The 20,035-nt window shown below is 69.5% G+C and carries 22 protein-coding genes; 8 read left to right on the top strand and 14 right to left on the bottom strand.

Features of this window, described 5'->3' with window-relative positions; all coding sequences use genetic code 11:
- Positions 1–180: 180 nt before the first annotated feature.
- A complete protein-coding gene (locus FBY22_RS18300) occupies positions 181–489 on the top strand; it encodes a hypothetical protein (RefSeq protein WP_260844920.1) in 309 nt (102 codons plus the stop codon).
- 7 nt (positions 490–496) lie between these two features.
- Here FBY22_RS18300 and FBY22_RS43905 read toward each other — a convergent pair whose 3' ends face one another.
- The 3 genes from FBY22_RS43905 to FBY22_RS18290 all read right to left on the bottom strand — a co-directional run bounded on the left by FBY22_RS43905 (position 497) and on the right by FBY22_RS18290 (position 2,312).
- On the bottom strand, positions 497–658 hold the full coding sequence (locus tag FBY22_RS43905) for a hypothetical protein (protein WP_160159898.1): 162 nt from the start codon (positions 656–658) through the stop codon (positions 497–499).
- Between the two features lie 77 nt (positions 659–735).
- Positions 736–837, bottom strand: a complete 102-nt coding sequence (locus FBY22_RS45960; RefSeq protein ID WP_399211486.1) for an acyl-CoA carboxylase epsilon subunit — start codon at positions 835–837, stop codon at positions 736–738.
- A gap of 302 nt (positions 838–1,139) precedes the next feature.
- Complete coding sequence (locus tag FBY22_RS18290; RefSeq protein ID WP_174267170.1) at positions 1,140–2,312, bottom strand: PP2C family protein-serine/threonine phosphatase; 1,173 nt, start codon at positions 2,310–2,312, stop codon at positions 1,140–1,142.
- A 526-nt stretch (positions 2,313–2,838) separates the two neighbouring features.
- Between FBY22_RS18290 and FBY22_RS18285 the strand changes: the two genes are divergently transcribed.
- The 6 genes from FBY22_RS18285 to FBY22_RS18260 all read left to right on the top strand — a co-directional run bounded on the left by FBY22_RS18285 (position 2,839) and on the right by FBY22_RS18260 (position 8,419).
- On the top strand, positions 2,839–4,308 hold the full coding sequence (locus FBY22_RS18285; protein ID WP_160159897.1) for a sulfatase-like hydrolase/transferase: 1,470 nt from the start codon (positions 2,839–2,841) through the stop codon (positions 4,306–4,308).
- Positions 4,309–4,756: 448 nt separating this feature from the next.
- Positions 4,757–5,209: a DUF5994 family protein gene (locus FBY22_RS18280; protein WP_142146819.1), complete on the top strand. Its 453-nt coding sequence runs from the start codon at positions 4,757–4,759 to the stop codon at positions 5,207–5,209.
- A gap of 380 nt (positions 5,210–5,589) precedes the next feature.
- Complete coding sequence (locus FBY22_RS18275) at positions 5,590–5,793, top strand: cold-shock protein (protein ID WP_014145516.1); 204 nt, start codon at positions 5,590–5,592, stop codon at positions 5,791–5,793.
- Positions 5,794–6,134: 341 nt separating this feature from the next.
- Entirely contained in the window at positions 6,135–7,628 is a 1,494-nt protein-coding gene (locus FBY22_RS18270) for a DEAD/DEAH box helicase (RefSeq protein WP_142146817.1), read from the top strand.
- 45 nt (positions 7,629–7,673) lie between these two features.
- Entirely contained in the window at positions 7,674–8,027 is a 354-nt protein-coding gene (locus tag FBY22_RS18265; protein WP_260844919.1) for a CBS domain-containing protein, read from the top strand.
- A gap of 83 nt (positions 8,028–8,110) precedes the next feature.
- Entirely contained in the window at positions 8,111–8,419 is a 309-nt protein-coding gene (locus tag FBY22_RS18260) for an SCO5918 family protein (RefSeq protein ID WP_142146815.1), read from the top strand.
- Between the two features lie 101 nt (positions 8,420–8,520).
- Here the strand turns inward: FBY22_RS18260 and FBY22_RS45075 are convergent, their stop codons facing one another.
- Positions 8,521–8,745 (bottom strand): hypothetical protein, encoded by a 225-nt coding sequence (locus FBY22_RS45075; protein ID WP_260844918.1) that lies wholly within the window; start codon positions 8,743–8,745, stop codon positions 8,521–8,523.
- 357 nt (positions 8,746–9,102) lie between these two features.
- On the opposite strand from FBY22_RS45075, the gene FBY22_RS18250 reads away from it, so the two are divergent.
- Positions 9,103–9,306, top strand: a complete 204-nt coding sequence (locus tag FBY22_RS18250) for a cold-shock protein (protein ID WP_142146813.1) — start codon at positions 9,103–9,105, stop codon at positions 9,304–9,306.
- Positions 9,307–9,563: 257 nt separating this feature from the next.
- Here FBY22_RS18250 and FBY22_RS18245 read toward each other — a convergent pair whose 3' ends face one another.
- From FBY22_RS18245 to FBY22_RS43895, 10 genes are all read right to left on the bottom strand, one after another.
- Entirely contained in the window at positions 9,564–10,397 is an 834-nt protein-coding gene (locus tag FBY22_RS18245) for an alpha/beta fold hydrolase (RefSeq protein ID WP_142146812.1), read from the bottom strand.
- A 102-nt stretch (positions 10,398–10,499) separates the two neighbouring features.
- The gene (locus FBY22_RS18240; protein ID WP_142146810.1) at positions 10,500–11,339 is read right to left on the bottom strand and encodes an alpha/beta fold hydrolase; all 840 of its coding nucleotides are present in this window, start codon (positions 11,337–11,339) and stop codon (positions 10,500–10,502) included.
- Positions 11,340–11,895: 556 nt separating this feature from the next.
- Positions 11,896–13,041 (bottom strand): serine hydrolase, encoded by a 1,146-nt coding sequence (locus FBY22_RS18235; RefSeq protein WP_142146808.1) that lies wholly within the window; start codon positions 13,039–13,041, stop codon positions 11,896–11,898.
- A 46-nt stretch (positions 13,042–13,087) separates the two neighbouring features.
- Positions 13,088–13,561 (bottom strand): Dps family protein, encoded by a 474-nt coding sequence (locus FBY22_RS18230; protein WP_142146806.1) that lies wholly within the window; start codon positions 13,559–13,561, stop codon positions 13,088–13,090.
- 34 nt (positions 13,562–13,595) lie between these two features.
- Entirely contained in the window at positions 13,596–14,429 is an 834-nt protein-coding gene (locus FBY22_RS18225) for an alpha/beta fold hydrolase (protein WP_142146804.1), read from the bottom strand.
- A gap of 129 nt (positions 14,430–14,558) precedes the next feature.
- Positions 14,559–17,309 carry an AAA family ATPase gene (locus tag FBY22_RS18220; protein ID WP_142146802.1) on the bottom strand — a complete coding sequence of 917 codons (2,751 nt, stop codon included), beginning with the start codon at positions 17,307–17,309 and terminating at the stop codon, positions 14,559–14,561.
- A 789-nt stretch (positions 17,310–18,098) separates the two neighbouring features.
- Positions 18,099–18,476 (bottom strand): ANTAR domain-containing protein, encoded by a 378-nt coding sequence (locus tag FBY22_RS44195; RefSeq protein WP_174267054.1) that lies wholly within the window; start codon positions 18,474–18,476, stop codon positions 18,099–18,101.
- Positions 18,477–18,899: 423 nt separating this feature from the next.
- On the bottom strand, positions 18,900–19,073 hold the full coding sequence (locus FBY22_RS45070; RefSeq protein ID WP_260844917.1) for a hypothetical protein: 174 nt from the start codon (positions 19,071–19,073) through the stop codon (positions 18,900–18,902).
- Between the two features lie 201 nt (positions 19,074–19,274).
- Entirely contained in the window at positions 19,275–19,421 is a 147-nt protein-coding gene (locus FBY22_RS43900) for a hypothetical protein (protein WP_160159896.1), read from the bottom strand.
- Positions 19,412–19,708, bottom strand: coding sequence for a hypothetical protein (locus FBY22_RS43895; protein ID WP_160159895.1), 297 nt, complete (start codon positions 19,706–19,708; stop codon positions 19,412–19,414). The genes FBY22_RS43900 and FBY22_RS43895 overlap by 10 nt, the downstream gene beginning before the upstream one ends.
- Positions 19,709–20,035 lie beyond the last annotated feature (327 nt).

The following is a 20,035-nucleotide window of genomic DNA, read 5'->3' as shown; positions in this document are numbered from 1 at the left end:
CCTGAACTGGACCTTCTGCTGCCGGTACTCCTTATGCCTCACTTGGTGATTGTTCCTTGTGCCTCACTTGGGAATTCTTGGGATAGTGCGCTCGTGCAGCCTCTCCCAGTCCCGTGCCCCGCTCCCTTGATCCCGGACGCCACCGGCACCGACGCCTTCCAGACCACATACCGGAAGGCCATGGCAGAGCACGCCGTATTCGTCGCCGTCGAATCCGAAGGACCCCAGCGGTGGACCGTCAAAGCGGACACACTCCCCGCCGGCCCCGGGCACACCGTCGAAAACGCCGTGAACGACGCAGCCCAGGCCGCGATCGCTCGCCTGGTCCAAAGCCGTGAGATCGAGCTGGATGCCTACGCAGGACCGGTCTACTTCATGATGCACGGCCTGCGCAGCGAAGACCGGGCCCGCGAACTGGCCGCCGCATTCCACGCCGCTCTCTACGGAGACCTGCAACCCCTCACCCGCGCCGTCCCAGCCACCGCCTGAAACGAACTCACACCCCAAGACAGGTCAGCAGGCGCAGGTCGTTGTCGATGGGCCGCACGTGCTCGGCGGCGCGTATCCAGACCCGGTACTGCCGGCACTCCCGCAGCCGTCTCCACGACGGCGTCGGCCTCGCCGAGACGGTCTTTCGCTGCGCGCGGCACGACGTCACGTGTTCGAAGGTTGTGCGCCGTGGCGCCACGAGCCGGGTAGCTGATACGGCCTTACGCCATGAACCCATCGAGCGCGTCAATGACAGTCGAGACCGCGTCGCTCGCCACTGGCACTGCTGACTGCCGCGATGACCGCCAGCAGCGCGGCAATCTCGCCGGCGTCGGGCGCCCCGCGCACCACGCGAATCCACCCGGTACGGGTGAGACCGCCGACATACCACTGAAGCTTCAAGGATGCCCGTCACGGTTCGGCGCAAGGCAGGGCCCTTCGGGCCCGCCCGTTCGCCATCCGTCCGCCCACCGCGCCGCTGATGGTCCCGCCCCTCGATCTTCAGCGTCGATCCGCCTGCCTACCGCGCGGCCGACGGCACCGGGTGGTCCTATGGATCGTGGTCAGAAGCTGGCGCCGTCGACGGACTGGTGCTCGTTGCCCGCCGCCCCGCTCAGCTCCAAGTACCGCGCCGTCCACTTTGGTCATAGCTACCGCTTGGGACGTGCGGCCGAGGCTTGCCGAGTGTCCGCACCAGAGCTGACGTGTCGCTGGGTCTCCTGAGGGCCGTGCCAGTCCAAGCACATCGCGGTGGCATCGTCTTCGAGCTGGCCACCGGCAGCGTCCAGGACTGCGGTCGTCAGCGTCAGCACGGCCTCCCGCGGGTGCAGATCCCGGGTCTTCGCCAGCAGGGCGGGCAGGTCGATCTCCTCCCCGTGATGTTCGAGCATGCCGTCGGTCAGGATGAGTAGGCGGTCACCGGGGCGCAGATCGAGGTCCTGCACACGGTAGGAGTGGGGCACACCTACGGAAAGCCCGAAAGGATGGTCCACCTGGCAGGGAATCGTCTCGGCAATCCCCTCACGCATACGCAGTGGCCACGGGTGACCGGCGTTGACGAGCTGGGCCCGCCCGGTGTGGACGTCGATACGCAGCAACTGCCCGGTGGCGTGACCGCGGCCGTGGTCGGCCAGAGCCTGGTCGGCCTGGTGGGCCTGCTCGGCCAGGCCGGCTCCTGCCCGGCGGGCACCGCGCAGAGCTCCCACCAAAACCGTGGCTGCCAGGGCGGCGTCGATGTCGTGGCCCATGGGATCGGTCACCGACACGTGCAAGGTGTCGCGGTCGAGGGCGTAGTCGAAGGTGTCGCCGCTGAGGTCTTCGGAAGGCTCCAGGCTCCCGCACAGTGTGAACTGGGCAGCCTCGCATGACAGTGACGCAGGCAGCAGCTGGTACTGGATCTCGGCCGCCAGGGTGGGGGGCCTGGAGCGTTTGCCCCAGGCATACAGGTCGGTGAAGCGGCCGTTGGCGATCACAACGTAGGCCAGCACGTGGGCGGCTTCCTCGACCGCGTGAAGGACACCTTTGTCGGGAGCGGCCGGCAGGAGCAGTTCCAGCAGTCCGATGGCGTCACCCCGGTTGGTGACCGGCGCGATCACTCGCTGTCCCTGGGCAGTCGCCTCCTGGTGCAGGCGCTGAGTTCGGATCACCTTTTCGTAGACGCTGCCCAGCATCGGGATTCGCTCCGCTTCACGCCCCCCTTCGGCGGCACCGGCGGTGGACAGTCGTGCCACCGCTTTCCCTGTCAGGTCCACGATGAGGAAGGAGACCTTTCGGGCCTTGAATCGCCGCCGCAGGTCCTCCGAGACCACATCGACAGCCTCCACGGGCGCTGCCCTCTCCGCTGCCGTCAGCAGCCAGGGAAGCTCACTGCGCCCACCACTCACGATCCCACCTTCCACCGGCCCCTGCTACCAGCGTGGGCACCGTCACGGTGAGCGTCAATGCGTGGCTGTCAGAGTGTGTGAAGACGGTCGATATGAGGCAACTTCGGAGGCGGAGGCCTCACAACTGCTCTGGCACGAGGCTGTACGGGAGTCCGGCCGCATCCGCCCGCTGCGAGGCAGCAGAGCCGAGACTCTCACCGGCTCCGGTCGCTTCGACGGGCCAACGTCTCATGAGACACGGCACAGTCTGGAGGACGACGGCTTCAGCGCCCTGCTGTCGGTCCGTGCCGGCCGCAGCGTACTGCACTCGCGGCCCAACACGGACATGACACCAGCGCCCCCGAAATCCTGGCCGGCGCCGCTCCCCTGCCCGATCAGATAGTTCGGCGCGGTCGGTCCTCTACACCGGCCAGCACCTGCCGCTGACCGAGATTTACGACAACGACAACAGATCGCCGGGCAGGCCGTGCACTGGCTGCGCGACCGCGCTCCGGTCGTCGCGGCGGAGCAGCCGTGGTTCATGGCGGTCAACTTCGTCAACCCGCACGACATCATGAGCTTCGACTACGGCGGCCGGCCGCAGGTGCAGCTGCCGCCGGTGCTGGCCCATGCGGTGCGGATGAAGGCCGCCGCCGACGTTCCGGTCTACCGGCGCCGCTGGGACTTCGACCTGCCCGCCAGCCTCCACGACGACCTCTCCGGCGCCGCCCCGGCGATCACCGAGTACCAGCGCATGACCGACACCGTGTTCGGGCCGGTGGCCTCCGACGAGCACTGGTACGACGGTCTGAACATCTACCTCAATGCCCTGCGCGACGTCGACCGCAGCATCGAGCACGTGCTGGACGCCCTCGACGCCTCCGGTCAGGCAGGCAACACCGTCGTGGTCTTCACCGCCGACCACGGCGAGATGGCCGGCTCCCACGGCCTGCGGCAGAAGGGCAGCCTGGTCTACGACGAGAACCTCCACGTCCCCCTCGTCATCGCCCACCCCGACCTGAGGGCCGGCGTGCGCACCGATGCCCTCGCCTCCGCGGTCGACCTCGCGCCCACCCTCCTGGCGTTCGCCGGTCTCGACCCGGCCGAGACCGCGACCCGCCACCCCGCCCTAAAGGGCCGCTCCCTTGTCCCCGCGCTGCACGGGGGGCAGGTGCGCGACGGCGTCCTGAGCGCCATCGAGTCGATCATGATGCTGGACGCCGACTTCTGGTTCGAGTTCGCCGACCCCGACGCCCCCCGGCGCATCGCCGCCGGCGAGCTGCGCCCGGACTGGACCAAACGGGGCTTCCTGCGCGCCTGCAACGACCACCGCTACACCTTCGGCCGCTACTTCGCGCCCCTGGCCCCGAACCGGCCCCACTCCGTCGACGAGCTGTTCGCCCACAACGACGTCGTGCTCTACGACCGCCAAGAAGACCCCGCGCAGATGCGCAACCTGGCCGCCGACCCCGCACACCGCGGCCTGGTCGAACCGCTACAGCGCCATGCTGGAGCAGTTGATCGATGCGGAGATCGGCACCGACACGCGCGCCTGGGTCACCGAACGCCCACGCCTGCTGGGCTGGCCCACCTGGCACGGCGACACCGAACCGACCGCCCACGCAGCCCCGCGGTGCTGACGGCACCGCACACCGCGCCACCCACCATCCCGGCAGCGCCAGCAGCAGCCGACACCTCCCTCCACTCCGGTGCTGGCGAGCTGGGCGAGGCGATCTCCTGGTTCCGTCGGGCCGCCGACGCCGGGGACGCCGGAGCTCTGCATGGCCTCGCCAAGTGCCCCATGGACACCGGGAATCCGTGTGTGGTGGAGGAGGCGCTGACGCACTACCGCAGGGCGGCGGCCTCGGCCGGGTCGATTCGCGTTACAACCGCTGCACCGCAAGGGCGCGGGGGCCGAGCCGCGCTTCGAGAAGGCGGCCGCCGCGGGACGCCGTGACGCCGCAATCGACCTCGCCGGCATCCGGATCGAACGCGGCGACGACCCTCATCGTCTCCGAGCTGGTCACCAACGCCACGCGGCACCGCGGCAGCTGTCGCCTGTACCTGCACGTGTCCGGTACCCAGGTGTGCATCGAGATGTACGACGGCAACCTCGGCCGACCCGGCGTGCGGCCTCTGGCGACTTGGAGTGAGAGCGGGCGGCCTGGCCACGGTGCGGTGCCTGGCACAGCGCTTCGGCATCGATCCGGTCGACGGAGGGGGCGACAGAGCGCGTGCAGTGCCGGCCCTGTGAACGGGCCGGACATCGCTCCCCCGCCTGCTGCCGCCGGTCCGGGCATAAGCTGCACCCATCGAGGGCTATTCGCGCAGCGCTATCGGCGGTGCCGTTCCCGGCGAGTGACGAAGCGGGCAGCCGACCTCGGCTCCCGGGACGGGACCGCACGATGGAATCCAGCAGAACGCCCGCCGAAGCCCCGCTCGCGGACGAGGGGCACACCTATCGCATGCCCCTGCCCCGTCTGGCCCTCACCCCCGGCTCCGGCCACGGCCCGCTGGACGGCGCATGGTGGCCGCGCTGTGACGCGCTGGAATTGGAACTGCCGTCGCTCGTCGCCGCGTTGGAAACGGGTTGGGGTACCACGGTACGCGTCACCGTGGACGCCGCCCAATGGCCCGACGTACCGCACAAGGTGATGGCACCCGGCCGAGTGATCACCGTGAACCCGACGGGTTCCGCGGGTGAGGAGCATGTCATCATCCTGGACTGCCACGCCGTCGGACGCTGGGTGCTCCTGGTCGTCCCGCCGCGGTCGCCCGTCGGCACAGCCGCACGGCTGATGAACGCCGCTGCCGACCCCGCGCTCCGCCTCGGCGTGAGCGCGCTCCTGACCCACTGAGGTGGCAGATATCTGTCATCGCGAAGGGAGAATTTAAGACGGGCGGAGGGAATTCCGCCTTCCGTACCGGCAAAACGGAGTGACGTAGCGCTCCGAGTGGAACAGAATCTGTGCTCGCGAGGAGAGACTTTGCAGGACCGCATGGTGAGGGTTTTTGTCGCACCGCGTCGAGCAGAATTGCGTTATGCGCACGGGCCGTTCCAGTGTGCTACTGTCAATGCGAGTTGCAGTTGTGGTTCCCGAAACTTCAGGTGCCCCTACCCGGTTCTGCCGGGTGGGAGCACTTCTGTATTTCCGGTCATTTCCGGCGGGGTAATCATCGCGGCGACGCGGTGTCCGCGCAGTGCGGATTCCGATGTACTGCCCCAAGGAGATATGACATGGCTGCTGGTACCGTGAAGTGGTTCAACGCGGAAAAGGGCTTCGGCTTCATCGAGCAGGACGGTGGCGGCGCTGACGTGTTCGCCCACTACTCGAACATTGCCGCGCAGGGCTTCCGTGAGCTGCTCGAAGGTCAGAAGGTCACCTTCGACATCGCGCAGGGCCAGAAGGGCCCGACGGCCGAGAACATCGTTCTCGCCTGACGCTCACGCACAATCTGTAGCTGGGGCCCGCATCCTTCGGGGTGCGGGCCCCAGCTGCACGCGTCTCCCGCGCCGGTCTTGTCCGCGGAAGACGCGGAGGAATCTGCAGTCTCAACACACGCGACTCCTCCTTCAGGCGCGCAGGCGCATCCTGCAAGCTGCACCGCAGTTGACGCCCGGAACTCAGGGCCTCCATTGCTTCCCCCTTTCAGCGTCTGTGCCCCGGAGATTTCCGTCGGCCAGATCTGCTGTCTTTTGGCATCGGTCCATACTTGTAATTCTTCGTGCCGCTCACCGCAGCGGGAATTCCTTGATATGTGCCGCATCGAGGAAGGTTCCGCATGAACCGCACCCGCACGAACGACCGCTCCTCCCGCGCCCGTAGGGGCAGTGCCGACGCCGGAAAGGGCGGCAGCCGCTTTGCGACGCAGGCACCGCACCGTTTCGGCGGGCCCGTCCGTTCTGGCGGTTCCGGCCGCCGGCCCGCCGCGGTGCGCGGTGAGTTCGCTCTGCCCAGGACGATCACCCCCGCACTGCCCTCCGTCGAGGCGTTCGCCGATCTCGGCATGCCCGGGCAGCTCCTGGCCGAACTCGGCAAGCAGGGGGTGACCGTGCCATTCCCGATCCAGGGAGCGACGCTGCCGAACTCCCTGGCGGGCCGTGACGTCCTGGGCCGCGGGCGCACCGGTTCCGGCAAGACCCTCGCCTTCGGCCTCGCCGTGCTCGCCCGTACTGCCGGACGGCGTGCTGAGCCCCGCCAGCCGCTGGGGCTGATCCTGGTACCGACGCGTGAGTTGGCCCAGCAGGTGACTGACGCGCTCACGCCGTACGCCCGTTCCGTCGGGCTGCGGCTGGCCACGGTGGTGGGCGGGATGTCGATCGGCCGGCAGGCCGGCGCACTGCGCGGCGGGACCGAGGTCGTCGTCGCGACGCCCGGACGCCTCAAGGACCTCATCGACCGCGGCGAGTGCAGGCTGAACCACGTGGACATCACGGTGCTGGACGAGGCCGACCAGATGGCCGACATGGGTTTCATGCCGCAAGTCACCGCGCTGCTCGACCAGGTGCGCCCCAAGGGACAGCGGATGCTGTTCTCCGCCACCTTGGACCGTAACGTCGACCTGCTGGTGCGCCGCTATCTGACCGACCCCGTCGTGCATTCGGTCGACCCGTCGGCCGGCGCGGTCACGACGATGGAGCACCACGTCCTGCACGTCCATGGCGCCGACAAGCACGCCGCCACGACCGAGATCGCCGCCCGCGACGGCCGCGTGATCATGTTCCTGGACACCAAGCACGCCGTCGACCGGCTGACCCAGGATCTACTCAACAGCGGGGTACGGGCCGCGGCGCTGCACGGCGGCAAGTCGCAGCCGCAGCGCACCCGCACGCTGGCGCAGTTCAAGACGGGACACGTCACCGTGCTGGTGGCGACCAATGTCGCGGCGCGCGGCATCCACGTCGACAACCTCGACCTGGTCGTCAACGTCGACCCGCCGACCGACCACAAGGACTACCTCCACCGCGGAGGCCGCACCGCCCGCGCCGGCGAGTCCGGCAGCGTCGTCACGCTCGTCACACCGAACCAGCGCCGAGGCATGGTCCGCCTCATGTCGGACGCCGGAATCCGGCCGCAGACCACCCAGGTCCGTTCGGGAGACGAGGCCCTGAGCCGGATCACCGGAGCTCAGGCCCCGTCCGGCGTCCCGGTCGTCATCACCGTACCGGTGGTCGAACGCCCCAAGCGCAGCGCTACCTCCCGAGGCCGACGCCGCCCCTCCTCGGCGGCCCGGCGCACCCCCGCACGCCGGCCCGTCCTCGACACCGTGGCCTAGACCTTGGTGATCAGGAAGTCGACCCATCTCGACAGGAGGCACATTTTGACGCTGCTTCAGATGCAGTCCCGCACGGCGGGCGCCAACACCCTGCACAGGACGGCGGTGGACGTCATGGACGCGGCCGGACCGCAGGTCTGTGACGACATGAGCGTGGAGGTGGCGCTGGCCGTCATGGCCGCCGCACGCACGGGCCGGCTGGTCGTCTGCGACCAGGACGACCAGCCCGTGGGCCTGGTGACCCGAACCGACCTCACCACCGTCCGCGACAGCGGCGCTCGCACGGACCGCGTCCGCCTGCGTGACCTCCGCTGCTTCCACGGATCGTTCACCCCGCTGACCACGGTGGCGAAGCCGGGCTCGCGATGTGTTCTCGTCGCCTCGGTGTTCCAGTCGTAGCCGAGCAAAACAGCGCCCCGGGCACTTCCGCTGAAACTCCTCGCCCCTGGTCGGACCGTCTTCCCTTCTTCCTGTGAGGCCACATGCGCTGCGTCATCGCCCGCTTCCCCTTCGAGCTCACCAAGGGCGGAGTGCTGGAATCGATGAAGGGCATCAAGCCCGAACCGGTCACCGGAGAATCGGTGATCATCGGCCGTCGCCACTACCCCGTCAAGCAAGTCGGCCACGTCATCACCCGCCAGGACCGCCGTGACTTCAGCGCCACCGAAGTCCTGCGAGCCATGACTCAGCTCGGCTTCACCTGCCGCGCCCTGCCCAAGGCCGCGCCTTCGGACATCCCCGGCTCGCGGCAGCACGCCTCCGCGATGCCCGGCACTCCCGTGACGGTCTGACCAGGTCAACAGGCACGAGCCGGCATCTGACCAGCGGTGTGGGCCCGACCGGGGTAACGGTCGGGCCCACACCGCGTGCAGCAGATTCTCGTCGCCCTCGCTCACTGGCCGGAACAGCTGAAGTCACCCACACTCCAGACGCCGACGTCCTCGATCGCAACCCCGTACATCCCACCCACCTCCGGGATCCCGAGGGTGCCCTGCAGGATCCAGGCGACAGGGAAGTGCAGGTGCGTGGAGGCCGACGGGCCGTCCTGCTTCGCGAGCGAGTCGAAGACGGCGTCGAACTCGCCCGAGCAGGCACCATCGGCCAGCACATCCGACACCGTCTGCCTCCACGTGGCTGCGAGAGCCGGCCACCGGTGATGACAGCGCCGCTGGTGACCACTGCCAAAGACTCTGATTGCTCTGGTCGCACTCCACCCGCGCGACGACGCCAACGAGGAGTTCATATGCCCGTCGGCCTCGGCACAGCACGCACCGACGGACTGCACGGCGTGATCATTTCTGTGGTGACACGGTGTGCGGGCGTGTAGCGTCTGTGCCAGCTGTCGTGGTTCGGAATTCCCTCTTGCCCACGCCTGTGGTGTGGGCGTTTTGCTGTGCTGTGCCGCAGGAACCAGGGCGATCACCTCCGTCTGCCACATGGAGTGGTAGGCGTTCATCGACTGGAAGGCATGACCATGGCCTCGGGAACTGTGAAGTGGTTCAACGCGGAGAAGGGCTTCGGCTTCATCGCTCAGGATGGCGGCGGCCCCGATGTCTTCGCGCACTACTCCGCGATCAACTCGACAGGCTTTCGTGAGCTCCAGGAGGGCCAGGCCGTGACCTTCGACGTCACCCAGGGCCAGAAGGGTCCGCAGGCCGAGAACATCAACCTGGTCTGACCTCGAAGACCTGCCCGAGGGATCGCGCACGCGGGCGTCCGGTGGCCGCCGCGCACGCAGGGGCCGGCCCGCCCGGACGAAGACGCCTGCTCTCGCGCCGACGTGAACAGGGTCAAGGGCCGCGCAGCCATTGCTGCGCGGCCCTGCTGTTGCGGCGGGGGGCCGGTACCCCCTGAACTCAGTCGCTGCAGCGTCGTCGGGCTCGAGGGCCGCATGCCCACGGCTGGCCACGCGGCCGGTGAGGCGTCGGCCGTCGGTCACTTGGCGAGGAACGCCAGGAGGGCTTCGGAGACTTCCTGTGCGTGGGTCCACAGGAGGCCGTGGGGTGCGCCGTCGATGACGACGTAGTCGGCCTGTGGGAGTGCCTGGTGGAAGAGTTCCCCGGTTGCCTCGATGGGCAGGATGCGGTCGGCGGTGCCGTGCAGGATCAGTGCCGGCACGTTGATCTTGGACACGTCGGCACGGAAGTCGGTGGACCAGGTGGCCACGCAGGCCAGCGAGGCGTACGAGGAGGCGCCGGCGGCGACGTTCCAGCTGTTGCGGACGGCTTCCTCGCTGATGCGGGTGCCGAGGTTCTCGTCGAGGTTGTAGAAGTTCTCGTAGAACTCGGTGAAGTAGGCGTAGCGGTCGGCGGTGACGGCACCTTCGATGTTCTTGAAGATGGCGCCCTCGACACCGCTGGGGTTGTCGTCGGTCTTGAGGAGGAAGGGTTCGAGGGAGGCGAGGAAGGCGGCCTTGGCGATCCGGTCGGAGCCGTAGGTGCCGAGGTAACGGCCGACCTCACCGGTGCCCATGGAGAAGCCCACGAGGACGACGTCGTCGAGGTCGAGGGTCTCCAGGACCACGTTCAGGTCGGCGGCGAAGGTGTCGTAGTCATAGCCGGTGGTGGGCTGGCTGGAGCGGCCGAAACCTCGCCGGTCGTACGTGATCACGCGGTAGCCGGCCGCCAGGAGAGCAGCAGACTGCTTCTCCCAGGAGTGGCCGTCGAGCGGATAACCGTGGATCAGCACGACCGGCTGCCCCGTGCCGTGGTCCTCGTAGTACAGCTCGATGCTGGTGGAGTTTTCCTGGTCGACGGTGATGAACGCCATGGTAGTTGCTGCCTTCCGGTGTGAATGCGGCTGAGGGTGAAGTGCCCCGATCGGACACGGCTGTGCGGTGATGTACGACGAGCGACAGGACGGGGCCTTCGGTCATCGGACCGTACGGGCCGCCTGCTCGACGATGCGGGCGACGGCCTCGGGGCGGGATACGGATACCGCGTGTGACGCGTCGATGGTCGTCGTGCGGGCATTGGCGCGGGCTGACATGAAGCGCTGGGCAGCCACTGGGATGTTGCGGTCCTCCGTGGTCACCAGCGACCAGGAGGGGATCGTCTTCCAGGCGGCCTGGGTGGACTTCTCCTCCAGAGCGGCGGCAGCGATCGGACGCTGCCCTGCAGCCATGAGCCTGGCCTTGTCTTTCGGCACGTCTGCGGCGAACTGGCTGCGGAACTTCTCCGGCTTGATGTACACGTCCGCGCCCTGATCACCGTCGGGCAGGGCGTAGTTGACGGACTCGACGGCTTGGCCGAGGGTGCTGCCGGGGAACTTGTCCGTCAGTCCGATCGAGCTCTCGCCCACGTCCGGCAGGAACGCCGCGATGTAGACCAGTGCCTTCACTTTCCCCTCGAGGCCCGCGGCGGCCTGGCTGATGACGGTTCCGCCGTAGGAGTGACCGACCAAGACCACGGGCCCGTCGATGTGGTCGAGGACGCTGCGCAGGTAAGCGGCATCGGTCGCCGGACCACGCAGCGGGTTGGCGGCGGCCACCACCGGGTAGCCCGCACGCTGCAGCCGGGCGACGACACCGTCCCAGCTCGCGGCGTCGGCGAACGCTCCGTGTTCCAGCACGATCGTCGGACGTACGGGTTGGTGGGGTGTAGCGTCGGCCGCAGCGGGCAGGGTGACGGCGGCGACGGACAGTCCGACGGCCGCGGTGACACCGAGCAGCGCGGATCTGCTCCCCGGACGGACGAGGCGGGTGTTGCGCATGTGTGAAATCCCTCTTGTTCGATGGATGGTGCTCGACGGGCCGAAAGGCGATGCAGCTGGGTAAGTCGAGAAACGGGGGCCGGCTCGCTTCGCCGGTACCTGGTTGATGTGGGTCCGTCTGCGCCACGTGAGCGGCGCGGATCGGAGCGCTGGTGGGCGGCAGCCGACAGCGGCCCGGAGAGCGGCTGCCGGGCTGCGGCCCGAGGGTGATCCTGAGGCTTCGGCCTCGCCCGTCCACCGGGCGAGGAGCGCCTTCGTCCTGTCCTACGAGGGGGCGATCGGACCGGTTCATCCGCCGGCGGACTGCTCGTTCGCGGACATGGATGGCGGTGCGAGGTGCCGCGGGCAGCACCTTCCCGACGTGATCGAGCCTATGGCCGAGGTGGTGCCGTAGTCCTCACTCTTCGTGACGATCGCTGCGTCGCACCGTGGGTGCGGAAGCTGCAACCCGGATGAGGGAGCGAGTTCCCCTCCAGCCGGATGACGGCCGCTCACTCGCGTTCCGGGCAATGTTTTCCCGTGCCACAGCGCCGCGCGCGGAGCCTACGGCTACACCTCAGCCGGTACGCTCCAGGACTTCGTAGACATGCCTGAGGTAGCTGTGCGTGCGCTCCGAGCCAAGGATCCCGTCGCCCACCCGGTTCATCGTGTACGAGAACGTGACGCGCCGGTCGAGGTCCATCATGACGATCGAACCGCCCCGACCGACCCAGAAGCAGATCCTCCCGGTGGGCATGTGCGGCATCGTCCTCGGATCGGCGAGTGCGTAGCCCATGCCCCAGCGGACGGGAACGCCCAGGAACAGGTCGACTCCGTCGGCCTGTACGTCGAACACCTTGTCCACCGTCTCCTCGGAGAGAAGCCGGCGGCCGTTGACCTGGCCGCGCCGCGAGATGACGGAGAGCGCTCGGGCCAGGCCACGTGCGTTGCCGTGTCCGTTGACGGCTCCGAGTTCGGCGGAGCGCCACTGCGGGGTGTCGACGTGCTCGTCACGTGCGGGGCTTCCGAGCAGCGTCCTGGTGAAGATCCCCTCGGGATCAAGACCCGTGGGTATACCGCCAAGCTGCGAGGGGGCCACCAGATCGGCGATACGCGGCCAGTCGGCCCGTCGCGCGCCGATCTGGACATCAGCTTGCGTCGGTTCGGCGATCTCGGTGGCGACGAACTCCGTCAGGGTACGGCCACTGGCCCGCCGGACAAGCTCTCCCACCAGTTGCCCTTGGGTCTGCACGTGGTAGCCCGAAGCGGAGCCCGGCTCCCACCAGGGTGCCTGCGCGGCCAGCCGGGCACTCGCGGTAGGCCGATCGTAGAGATCCTCCATGGAGAAGGGCTGCTCCCAGCCGGAGAGTCCCGAGGTGTGAGCCAGGACGTGACGCACCTCGATGTGCTCCTTTCCCTGGGCGGCGAACTCGGGCCAGTAGTACGCCACCGGGCGGTGCAGATCCAGCGCGCCCCGGTCGACGAGGATGAGAGCCGCGAGATTGGTGAGGGTTTTCGTGGTCGACCACATACTCACCAACGTGTCCCGGTGCCATGGAACGGTCCGTGCTTCGTCCGCGTGGCCACCCCACAGATCGACTTCCATGACCCCGTCCACATCGACGGCGATCGACGCCCCCAACTCCTCGCCGGCTTCGAGGTGCGCCCCCAGCACCGCCCGTACCGGTTCGAATCGGTCTGTGCTCGTTCCCTCGACACCCATGCTCTTCTCCACTTCGGACGACAACTGTGCGGCTCTGGCCGCCTGATCAGGCCCGGTTCTCCGCCTGGAACATCCAGCTCTGCTTCTCGAGATCGGCCGTCAGTCCGACGAGGAGATCCTCGGTGACGACATCCACGGGGCCCATCGCGACGATGCGCTCACGCAGCCTTTGGGTCACGGCAGAGAGCGCGTACGCCAAGGCCTCGACGGCGTCACTGTCCTTGGTCCAGCCCGGCGGAAAGGCGGGCACGCCGCTGGTTCCCGCAACGGTCCCGGCCCGTCCGTCCGGACTGACGCCCAGGGCGGCCGCGCGCTCGGCCACCGTGTCGGCGTGGTTCCGGGCGACGGTGGCGGCCTCGTCGAGCTGGGCGTGAACCGAGCGGAAGCGCGGGCCGTACACGTTCCAGTGGGCCTGCTTGGCCACCAGGGACAGGTCGAGAAGGTCGGCCAGGGTCGCCTGCAGCGCCGCACCCGCGGTCTCGCGGTCGCGCTCGGGCAGAGGGTTGTTGACAACCGGCACAGGAGTGCGGTCCTTTCGTGACAGGCGCGAGGTCTCAGGCGGCGAGGAAGTCGAGCAGGGCGGCGTTGACCTCGGCCGCGTGGGTGAGCAGCAGCCCGTGCGGAGCGCCGTCGATCTCGACGTACCGCGCGTCGGGCAGGCGGCGACGGAACTCGCGGGCCGTGGCGTCGATCGGCAGGATGCGGTCGGCGGTCCCGTGCAGAATCAGCGACGGCACGTCGATGCGCTCCACGTCGGCCCGGAAGTCCGTCAGCCACGCCGGGACGCACGCGTACGCCGCCATGGGCGCCGAGTCGATGGCGGTGGCCCAGTTCGCCCGCAGCGCGGCCTCGCTGAGCCGCGACCCGAGCGTCTCGTCGGTGTTGAAGAAGTCGACGAAGAAGCTCTCGTACCAGGCGTAGCGGTCGGCCTCCGCCTGCTCCGCGATGCCGTCGAAGACGCTCTGCGGCACACCGGTGGGGTTGTCCGGCGTCTGCAACAGGAACGGCTGGAGCGAACCGAGGAACGCCGCCTTCGCCACCCGCTCCGAGCCGTGGACGCCGAGGTAGCGGGCGACCTCGCCCGAGCCCATCGAGAACCCGACGAGAACCACGTCACGCAGGTCCAGCTGCGTCAGTACGGTGTCCAGGTCGGCGGCGAAGGTGTCGTAGTCGTAGCCCGTCATGGTCTTGCTCGACCGGCCGAAGCCACGGCGGTCGTAGGTGATGACGCGGTAGCCGGCCTTGACCAGCGCATCGGTCTGCTTCTCCCACGACTGCCCGTCCAGCGGGTAACCGTGGATCAGGACGACCGGCTGCCCCGACCCGTGGTCCTCGTAGTAGAGATCGATGCCGGTCGAGCCCTCGGAGCCGACGGTGATGGTTCCCATGGTGTGCCTTCCCGCCCGTCCGCCGTGTGCGAACCGGGCATGGCACAAACCTAGGAATCAAGCAGGTCGGACCGCGTCCGTCGGACTACGGTTTCGACGTACGTCATGGTGCTGCGTCTTCCGCGTACGTCATGACGCCGCGCCTTCGGGGTACGTCGTCGTGGCGCCGAGCACCGCGGCGAGTTCGCCGCGGGACGTGACCCCCAGTTTGGGGAACATCCGCTGGAGATGGGTGCTCACCGTCCGGGGCGAGACGTACAACCGCTCGCCGATCTCCCGGTTCGTCAGACCCTGCGCGGCGAGCTGGGCGACATGCAGCTCGGTCGAGGTCAGCCGGTCGACCGCGGCGGGATCCTGGCGCGGGGACGACGCGCCCGCGGCGCGCAGCTCCTGCCGTGCCCGCTCCGCCCATGCCGACGCACCCAGGGCGTCGAAGATCTCGCGTGCGGCCCGCAGGGCGACGCGGGACTCCGCGGGCCGCCGGTGACGCCGCAGCCACTCGCCCAGGGCGAGGCGCGCCCGCGCCCCCTCGAACGGCCAGTCCGTGGGGACGGCGTCGAGGGCCGCCCTGTACAGCGGCTCGGCGGCATCCTGCGGGCTCAGCAGGGCCCGGCCCAGTCGCAACCCGCAGAGCAGGGCGGGCGAAGACGTCGATTCCCCGAGCGGGGTCAGCTCCCGCACGATGTCGCGTGCCACCTCCGCGGATTCGCTGCGCACCGCCGCTTCGACCAGCTCCGCGACCGCGTAGAAGCGCAGCCAGGAGTGGAAGGCGGGGTCGGCCGGGTCGAAGACGCGGTGCAGGTGGCCGAACGCGTCGCCGTAGCGGCCCTGACAGAGTGCCGCCTGCCCGCGGGCCATCTGCATGATGGCCAGCACCGGGCGCCCTCCGCTGGGAAGGGCCTCGCGTTCGGCTTCCGCCGCCCATGCCTCTGCCGCCGGGTCGCCGCTGACGGCGGCCAGCTGCGCGCGGATGGCGTTCACCATCGCGTGCACAAGAGGCTGACCGGTCTCGCGTGCAAGCGACGCGGCCTCCTCCGCGGCGAGGGAACCAGCGCGCACGTCACCCAGCCGTGCGGCGCTCCCCGCCTGGACGCAGAGGGCGCGAGCCAGCATCGACAGCCTGCCCTGCGCTCGAAGGGCGTCAAGCGACCTCGCCGTGAACCGGCTCGCCAGGGCGGGAGCGCCCACCGTCACGGCGGCGGCCCCCAGGAGCTGGTCCCCCTCCGCGTTCTCCGACGAGCGCTCCAGCTGACCCGCCAGGCCCTCCATGACCCCTTCCGCACGCTCGACCGGCGCCGAGTACGCCCGCAGAGCGACCAGGTCGGCGTTGTCGGCGGGCACGGGCATCCGGTCGGCAGCGGCGGCGACCCGCTCGAGGGCGGCCGGGCCCGGCTCTCCCCAGAAGCACTGCAGGACCGCGCTCCACAGCATGCGCAGCCCCAGTGTCGACTCGCCGCCGGCGGCGATCTCGACCGCCAGCTCGGCCAGCTCGGCGGTCGCGGCGCCCTCGCCCCGCGTCCCCTCGGCCAGAGCGATGCTGACCCAGGCCGCGCGGCCTCGGTCCCGGACCGAAAGCTCCAGTGAGCGCGCCTGGGTCAGCAGATGCGTCGCGACGTCTCCTTGGCCCGACTCCAGTGCGAGCTCCGCCGCCCGGAGCAGCCGGTCGGCCCGCACGGAGGGGTCCTTCGTCAGCTCCGCCGCCCGCCTCAGCGCGGCAAGAGCCGCGGCGACACCGCCTCGGCGCAGGGCTCTGCCGGCAGTGGAGTCCAGATCCCGTGCCACTCGTTCGTCCAGACCGGCGGTGGCGGCGGCACGGTGCCATGCCTGCCGATCGGGCTGCCCGTGGAGCGCGGCGGCCAGCGCGGCGTGCGCGGCCTGACGTTCTGCGGCGGTGGCGGCGTGGTGCATCGCCGAGCGGATGAGGGGGTGCTTGAAGGCCGCCCCCTGGGCCTCCACCAGGCCCGCGCCGATCGCTGCCTCGAAGGCACCGGCGTCGACCGCCGTCCCGAGCATCCGGGTCGCCGCGGCGAGGCATTCGTCCATCGTCCCGTCACCGTTGAGGGCCGAGAGGAGCAGGACCGCACGGGTGTCGGCCGGCAGACGGGAGACCCGTGCCGTGAACGTCCGCTCCAGCCGCGCGGTCAGCGGCAGCGGACCCGGGTTGAGCGCGTACGCCCCGCCGACCGACTGCAGCGCGACCGGCAGCTCGGTCAGCGCCAGCGGGTTCCCGGCGGCCTCCTCCAACAGCCGCCGTCTGACCTGCTGTCCCAGTCCGGGGGCCACCGCGTCCAGCACCTCACCCGACACCTCGTCCGTCAGCGGGCCCAGGTGCAGCACAGGCAGGCCGGCACTGCTGAGGCGGTCGTCGAGGCGCCGGGTGACGGCGACCAGCACGAGGGGGTCGGACTCGATCCGCCGCGCCACGAACCCAAGCACATCGAGGCTGGCACGGTCCATCCAGTGGGCGTCCTCGACGACCACCAGCAGTGGCGCCTTCGCCGCCGCGTCCGTCAGCAGGGTCAGCGCGGCCAAGCCGACGAGGTACAGATCGGGTACGGCCTCGTCGACGAGTCCGACGGCCGCGAGCAGCGCGGTGCGCTGACGTCCCGGCAAGTCGTCGATTCCGTCGCGCAGTTGGTGAACCAACTGGTGCAGGCCGGCACAGGGTAGGTCTTCCTCCGACTGGACCCCCACAGCGGTGATCACACGGGCCCCGCCTCGTGCTGCCGCGCCCGCGGCCTCCGCGACCAGCGCCGACTTGCCGATCCCCGGCGCTCCGGTGATCACCGTCGCGCCGCCCGAACCGGCGGCCCCCTGCTCGACCAGGGCAGCCAGCGTGCGCCGCTCCGTATCGCGACCCAGTAGCGCCCGCCGATGCATGCCGCACCCCCCGTTTTCCTGTACCTCCCCAGCACCCGACGGCTCCGCGTCCTCGCGGAACCAGGCGACCGGGCGGCATCTCCACTGGTGGGCGACCTGGAAGCCTGGCCTGGATGCCGTTCATGCAATGGTATGCACGCTGCCGAGCGGGAATGACCACTGTCCGCATCCGCGAAACCGAGCCGCCGCCGGGATCACGGCGGGGCCGATCGGCCTTCAGGCCTCGCCCCAAGACCCGGGACCACGATCGCCTTCTGGGGCGTGGCCGGTGCCTCGCTCGCGGCGGGCCTCATCACCTGCTTCATGCCCCACCACGAGATCCGACGCCCTCGACGCCATGAGGAATTACGACGTTCGCGCCGCTACATCCACCACGCCACCCCGGCGGTCCTCGACCCGCAGGAGCAACCCACTCTGGTCACCCCGCTCATTTCTCGGAGTTGAACCACTTCACGGTGCCGCCGGCCATACTGCGTCCTTCGAATCTTGCCGGGGGTGCCGGCCGGGTCGACAACGGGGCCTTCCCCTGCGGGATGACGCCCGGCATCGTTCTACCCCGGCCCTGCACCCGTCATTCGATCATTTGTCCGCGAGTTGGATGCGGCTCGTAAACTTCGGATACGTGGTGGGAATCGGCTGGCTGCGGGGTCAGACCGTGATGGCGTTCCGACGGGACAAGCGGCGCCGGCGTTCGGTGAAGCCAAGGGCCGGGAAAGCGGCACCTTAGACCTCCCCAGGTCACGACCCCTTTCCCGGCCAGCCGCACCCATCTACCCCACCCCCCACGGTTCATGCCCACTTCACCTGCCGCCTCGACATCGCCGCCACCAGGTGATCCCGCAACCTCCGGGGCGCGGGGTCCTTGCCGGTGACCACCGCCACAATTGCCTCAGCCACATGGCGCACCCGGACGTTGGCGTGCTGGGAGACCTCCACCAAGAGCCGTGCGTGGTCGGGCTCCCCGATGCCTCGACCACGCACGGGAGTGCTGCTCACCGAGCGAGGATCACGCCGACCAGAGCGGCCATCACCGTGACCGCGCCGGAACGCGGCTCCAATGGGCTGGCCCCAGGTCGGGTGGCGGTGCACGACGTAGGCAACGCCGGCCGCGAGCAGCACCACGACGACGACCAGGAGCAGCGCGACGAGCAGAGCGAGCGTAGACACGAACCGAGGCGGCGTTCAGCCTCTTCTCCTTACCCGTCACATAGGCGGAGGGGCGTACGCCGGAGGTGTAGCCGCCCTTGCGGCAGATCGTCGACCCCAGGTTCGCCTGCGTCACCGCCGGAGAGATCGCACCCGGCGTGCACTTGCGGTCCTCGAGGGGCTCGCCGGGCTCGTAGCCGGCGTCTGAATCCCGTTCGGCGGGCTGAGGAGGCTGGCCTTTCTACTGTCACTCTCACTCAAACGGCTGCTAGCGGGGAGGGGCTCCCGCCCCTCTCGGGGGAGCGCAGGGCGGGAGCTTGAAACCAACTTCCGCCAGATCTCGGCGGCCGGATGCATCACACCCCGCGCGGTTGCCGTGACGTCGCCGCGGCTTTCGGCGCCGCCTTCCTTTTCACCAGTCGGCCGCAAGGTCCAAAACACGGCTCACGTAACTGTCGGATCCTGGCGCAGCAGGTCAGGGCGGGCGTCGCCGAGGGTGAAGGCCCGCTGCAGGCCCTCGATGAGGGCGGGCTCGATGCGGTAGACGCGTACCCGGTCGTCGAGTTCGGGCAGGCGGGTGTTGTTGTCCGGGGCGATGCGGCGGCGGACCGCCCGCACGGAGGTGAGCGTCCCGCCGATCCGGTTCTTCGCGATCGGGGTCTCGGGGTGGCCGACGAAGTGGGCCTGAATGTCGTCGTAGGTGGCGGTACCGCCCCACGTCGGCGATGCGGCGCAGCACGGTGCGGGCGCCGGGCATCAGCGCGGCGATCGTGTCGAACAGCGGTCGCTCCGTCCAGCCTTCCCACAGGTCGTCGTCGCTCAGGTCCTGCGGCCCGGGGCGCGGTTCCAGGGTGGGAGCCTCGGGCCAGCCGTCTGTCGTGGGGCGAGGTTGAAGCCGCAGGCGGCCTGCACGGCGCCGATCGCCTGCTCGTAGGTGTCCCGCTGGGTGTCGATGATCAGCTGCACGCCCTCCCCCTCCGTGATCTCCTCCCCCATCCTCGCCCCAACGGTGGGACGCCAAAGGCGGTGCGGCGGAAGTCGCTCGCGGCCGCACGCGCTTGCTTCGCGCCCGGCCACTCGGTGCGGTAGCGCGCCTGCGGCAGCCGCCGGTGCACCACCAGCTCCAGGGCAACGTGGGCGATCGCCTCCGGCTCGGCGTAGCTCGTCTCCACCGGGTTGAGGACGCTGGAGAGCAGTACGTCGTCGGGGTTGAGTCCGAGCAGGGCGTAGGACCAGCTCTCGGGGTCCTCCAAGTTCAGGCGGATCCCGCCATGGCCGGCGGTGCGGCTGGCATCCCACTGCACGGCGGCCGCGGCGGGCAGAGCGCGGGGAACGATGGCACGGGGGTGGATGCCGCGAGCCCGGTTGGCCGTCGTCCGGCCGACCCTTCCGCCCAGCAGACGCTACACGGTGGCGGGAGAGACAGCGGCGAGCAAACCGACACTGCGCACACGGGGTGAAACGCTCAGTTAACTGTCGGTGGTTGCCAGCGTTAGTCGTCGTTGAGCGCCCCCGCACGGCGCAGACGGCCCGAGCGGGGACGCAGCCTGCTGCCCGAGCGCGAGACGGGCGCACAACAG

It is taken from the genome of Streptomyces sp. SLBN-31 (assembly GCF_006715395.1).
Lineage (GTDB): Bacteria > Actinomycetota > Actinomycetes > Streptomycetales > Streptomycetaceae > Streptomyces.
The sequence above is the reverse complement of the archived record's forward strand: the minus strand, read 5'-3'. Positions and strand labels throughout refer to the sequence as shown.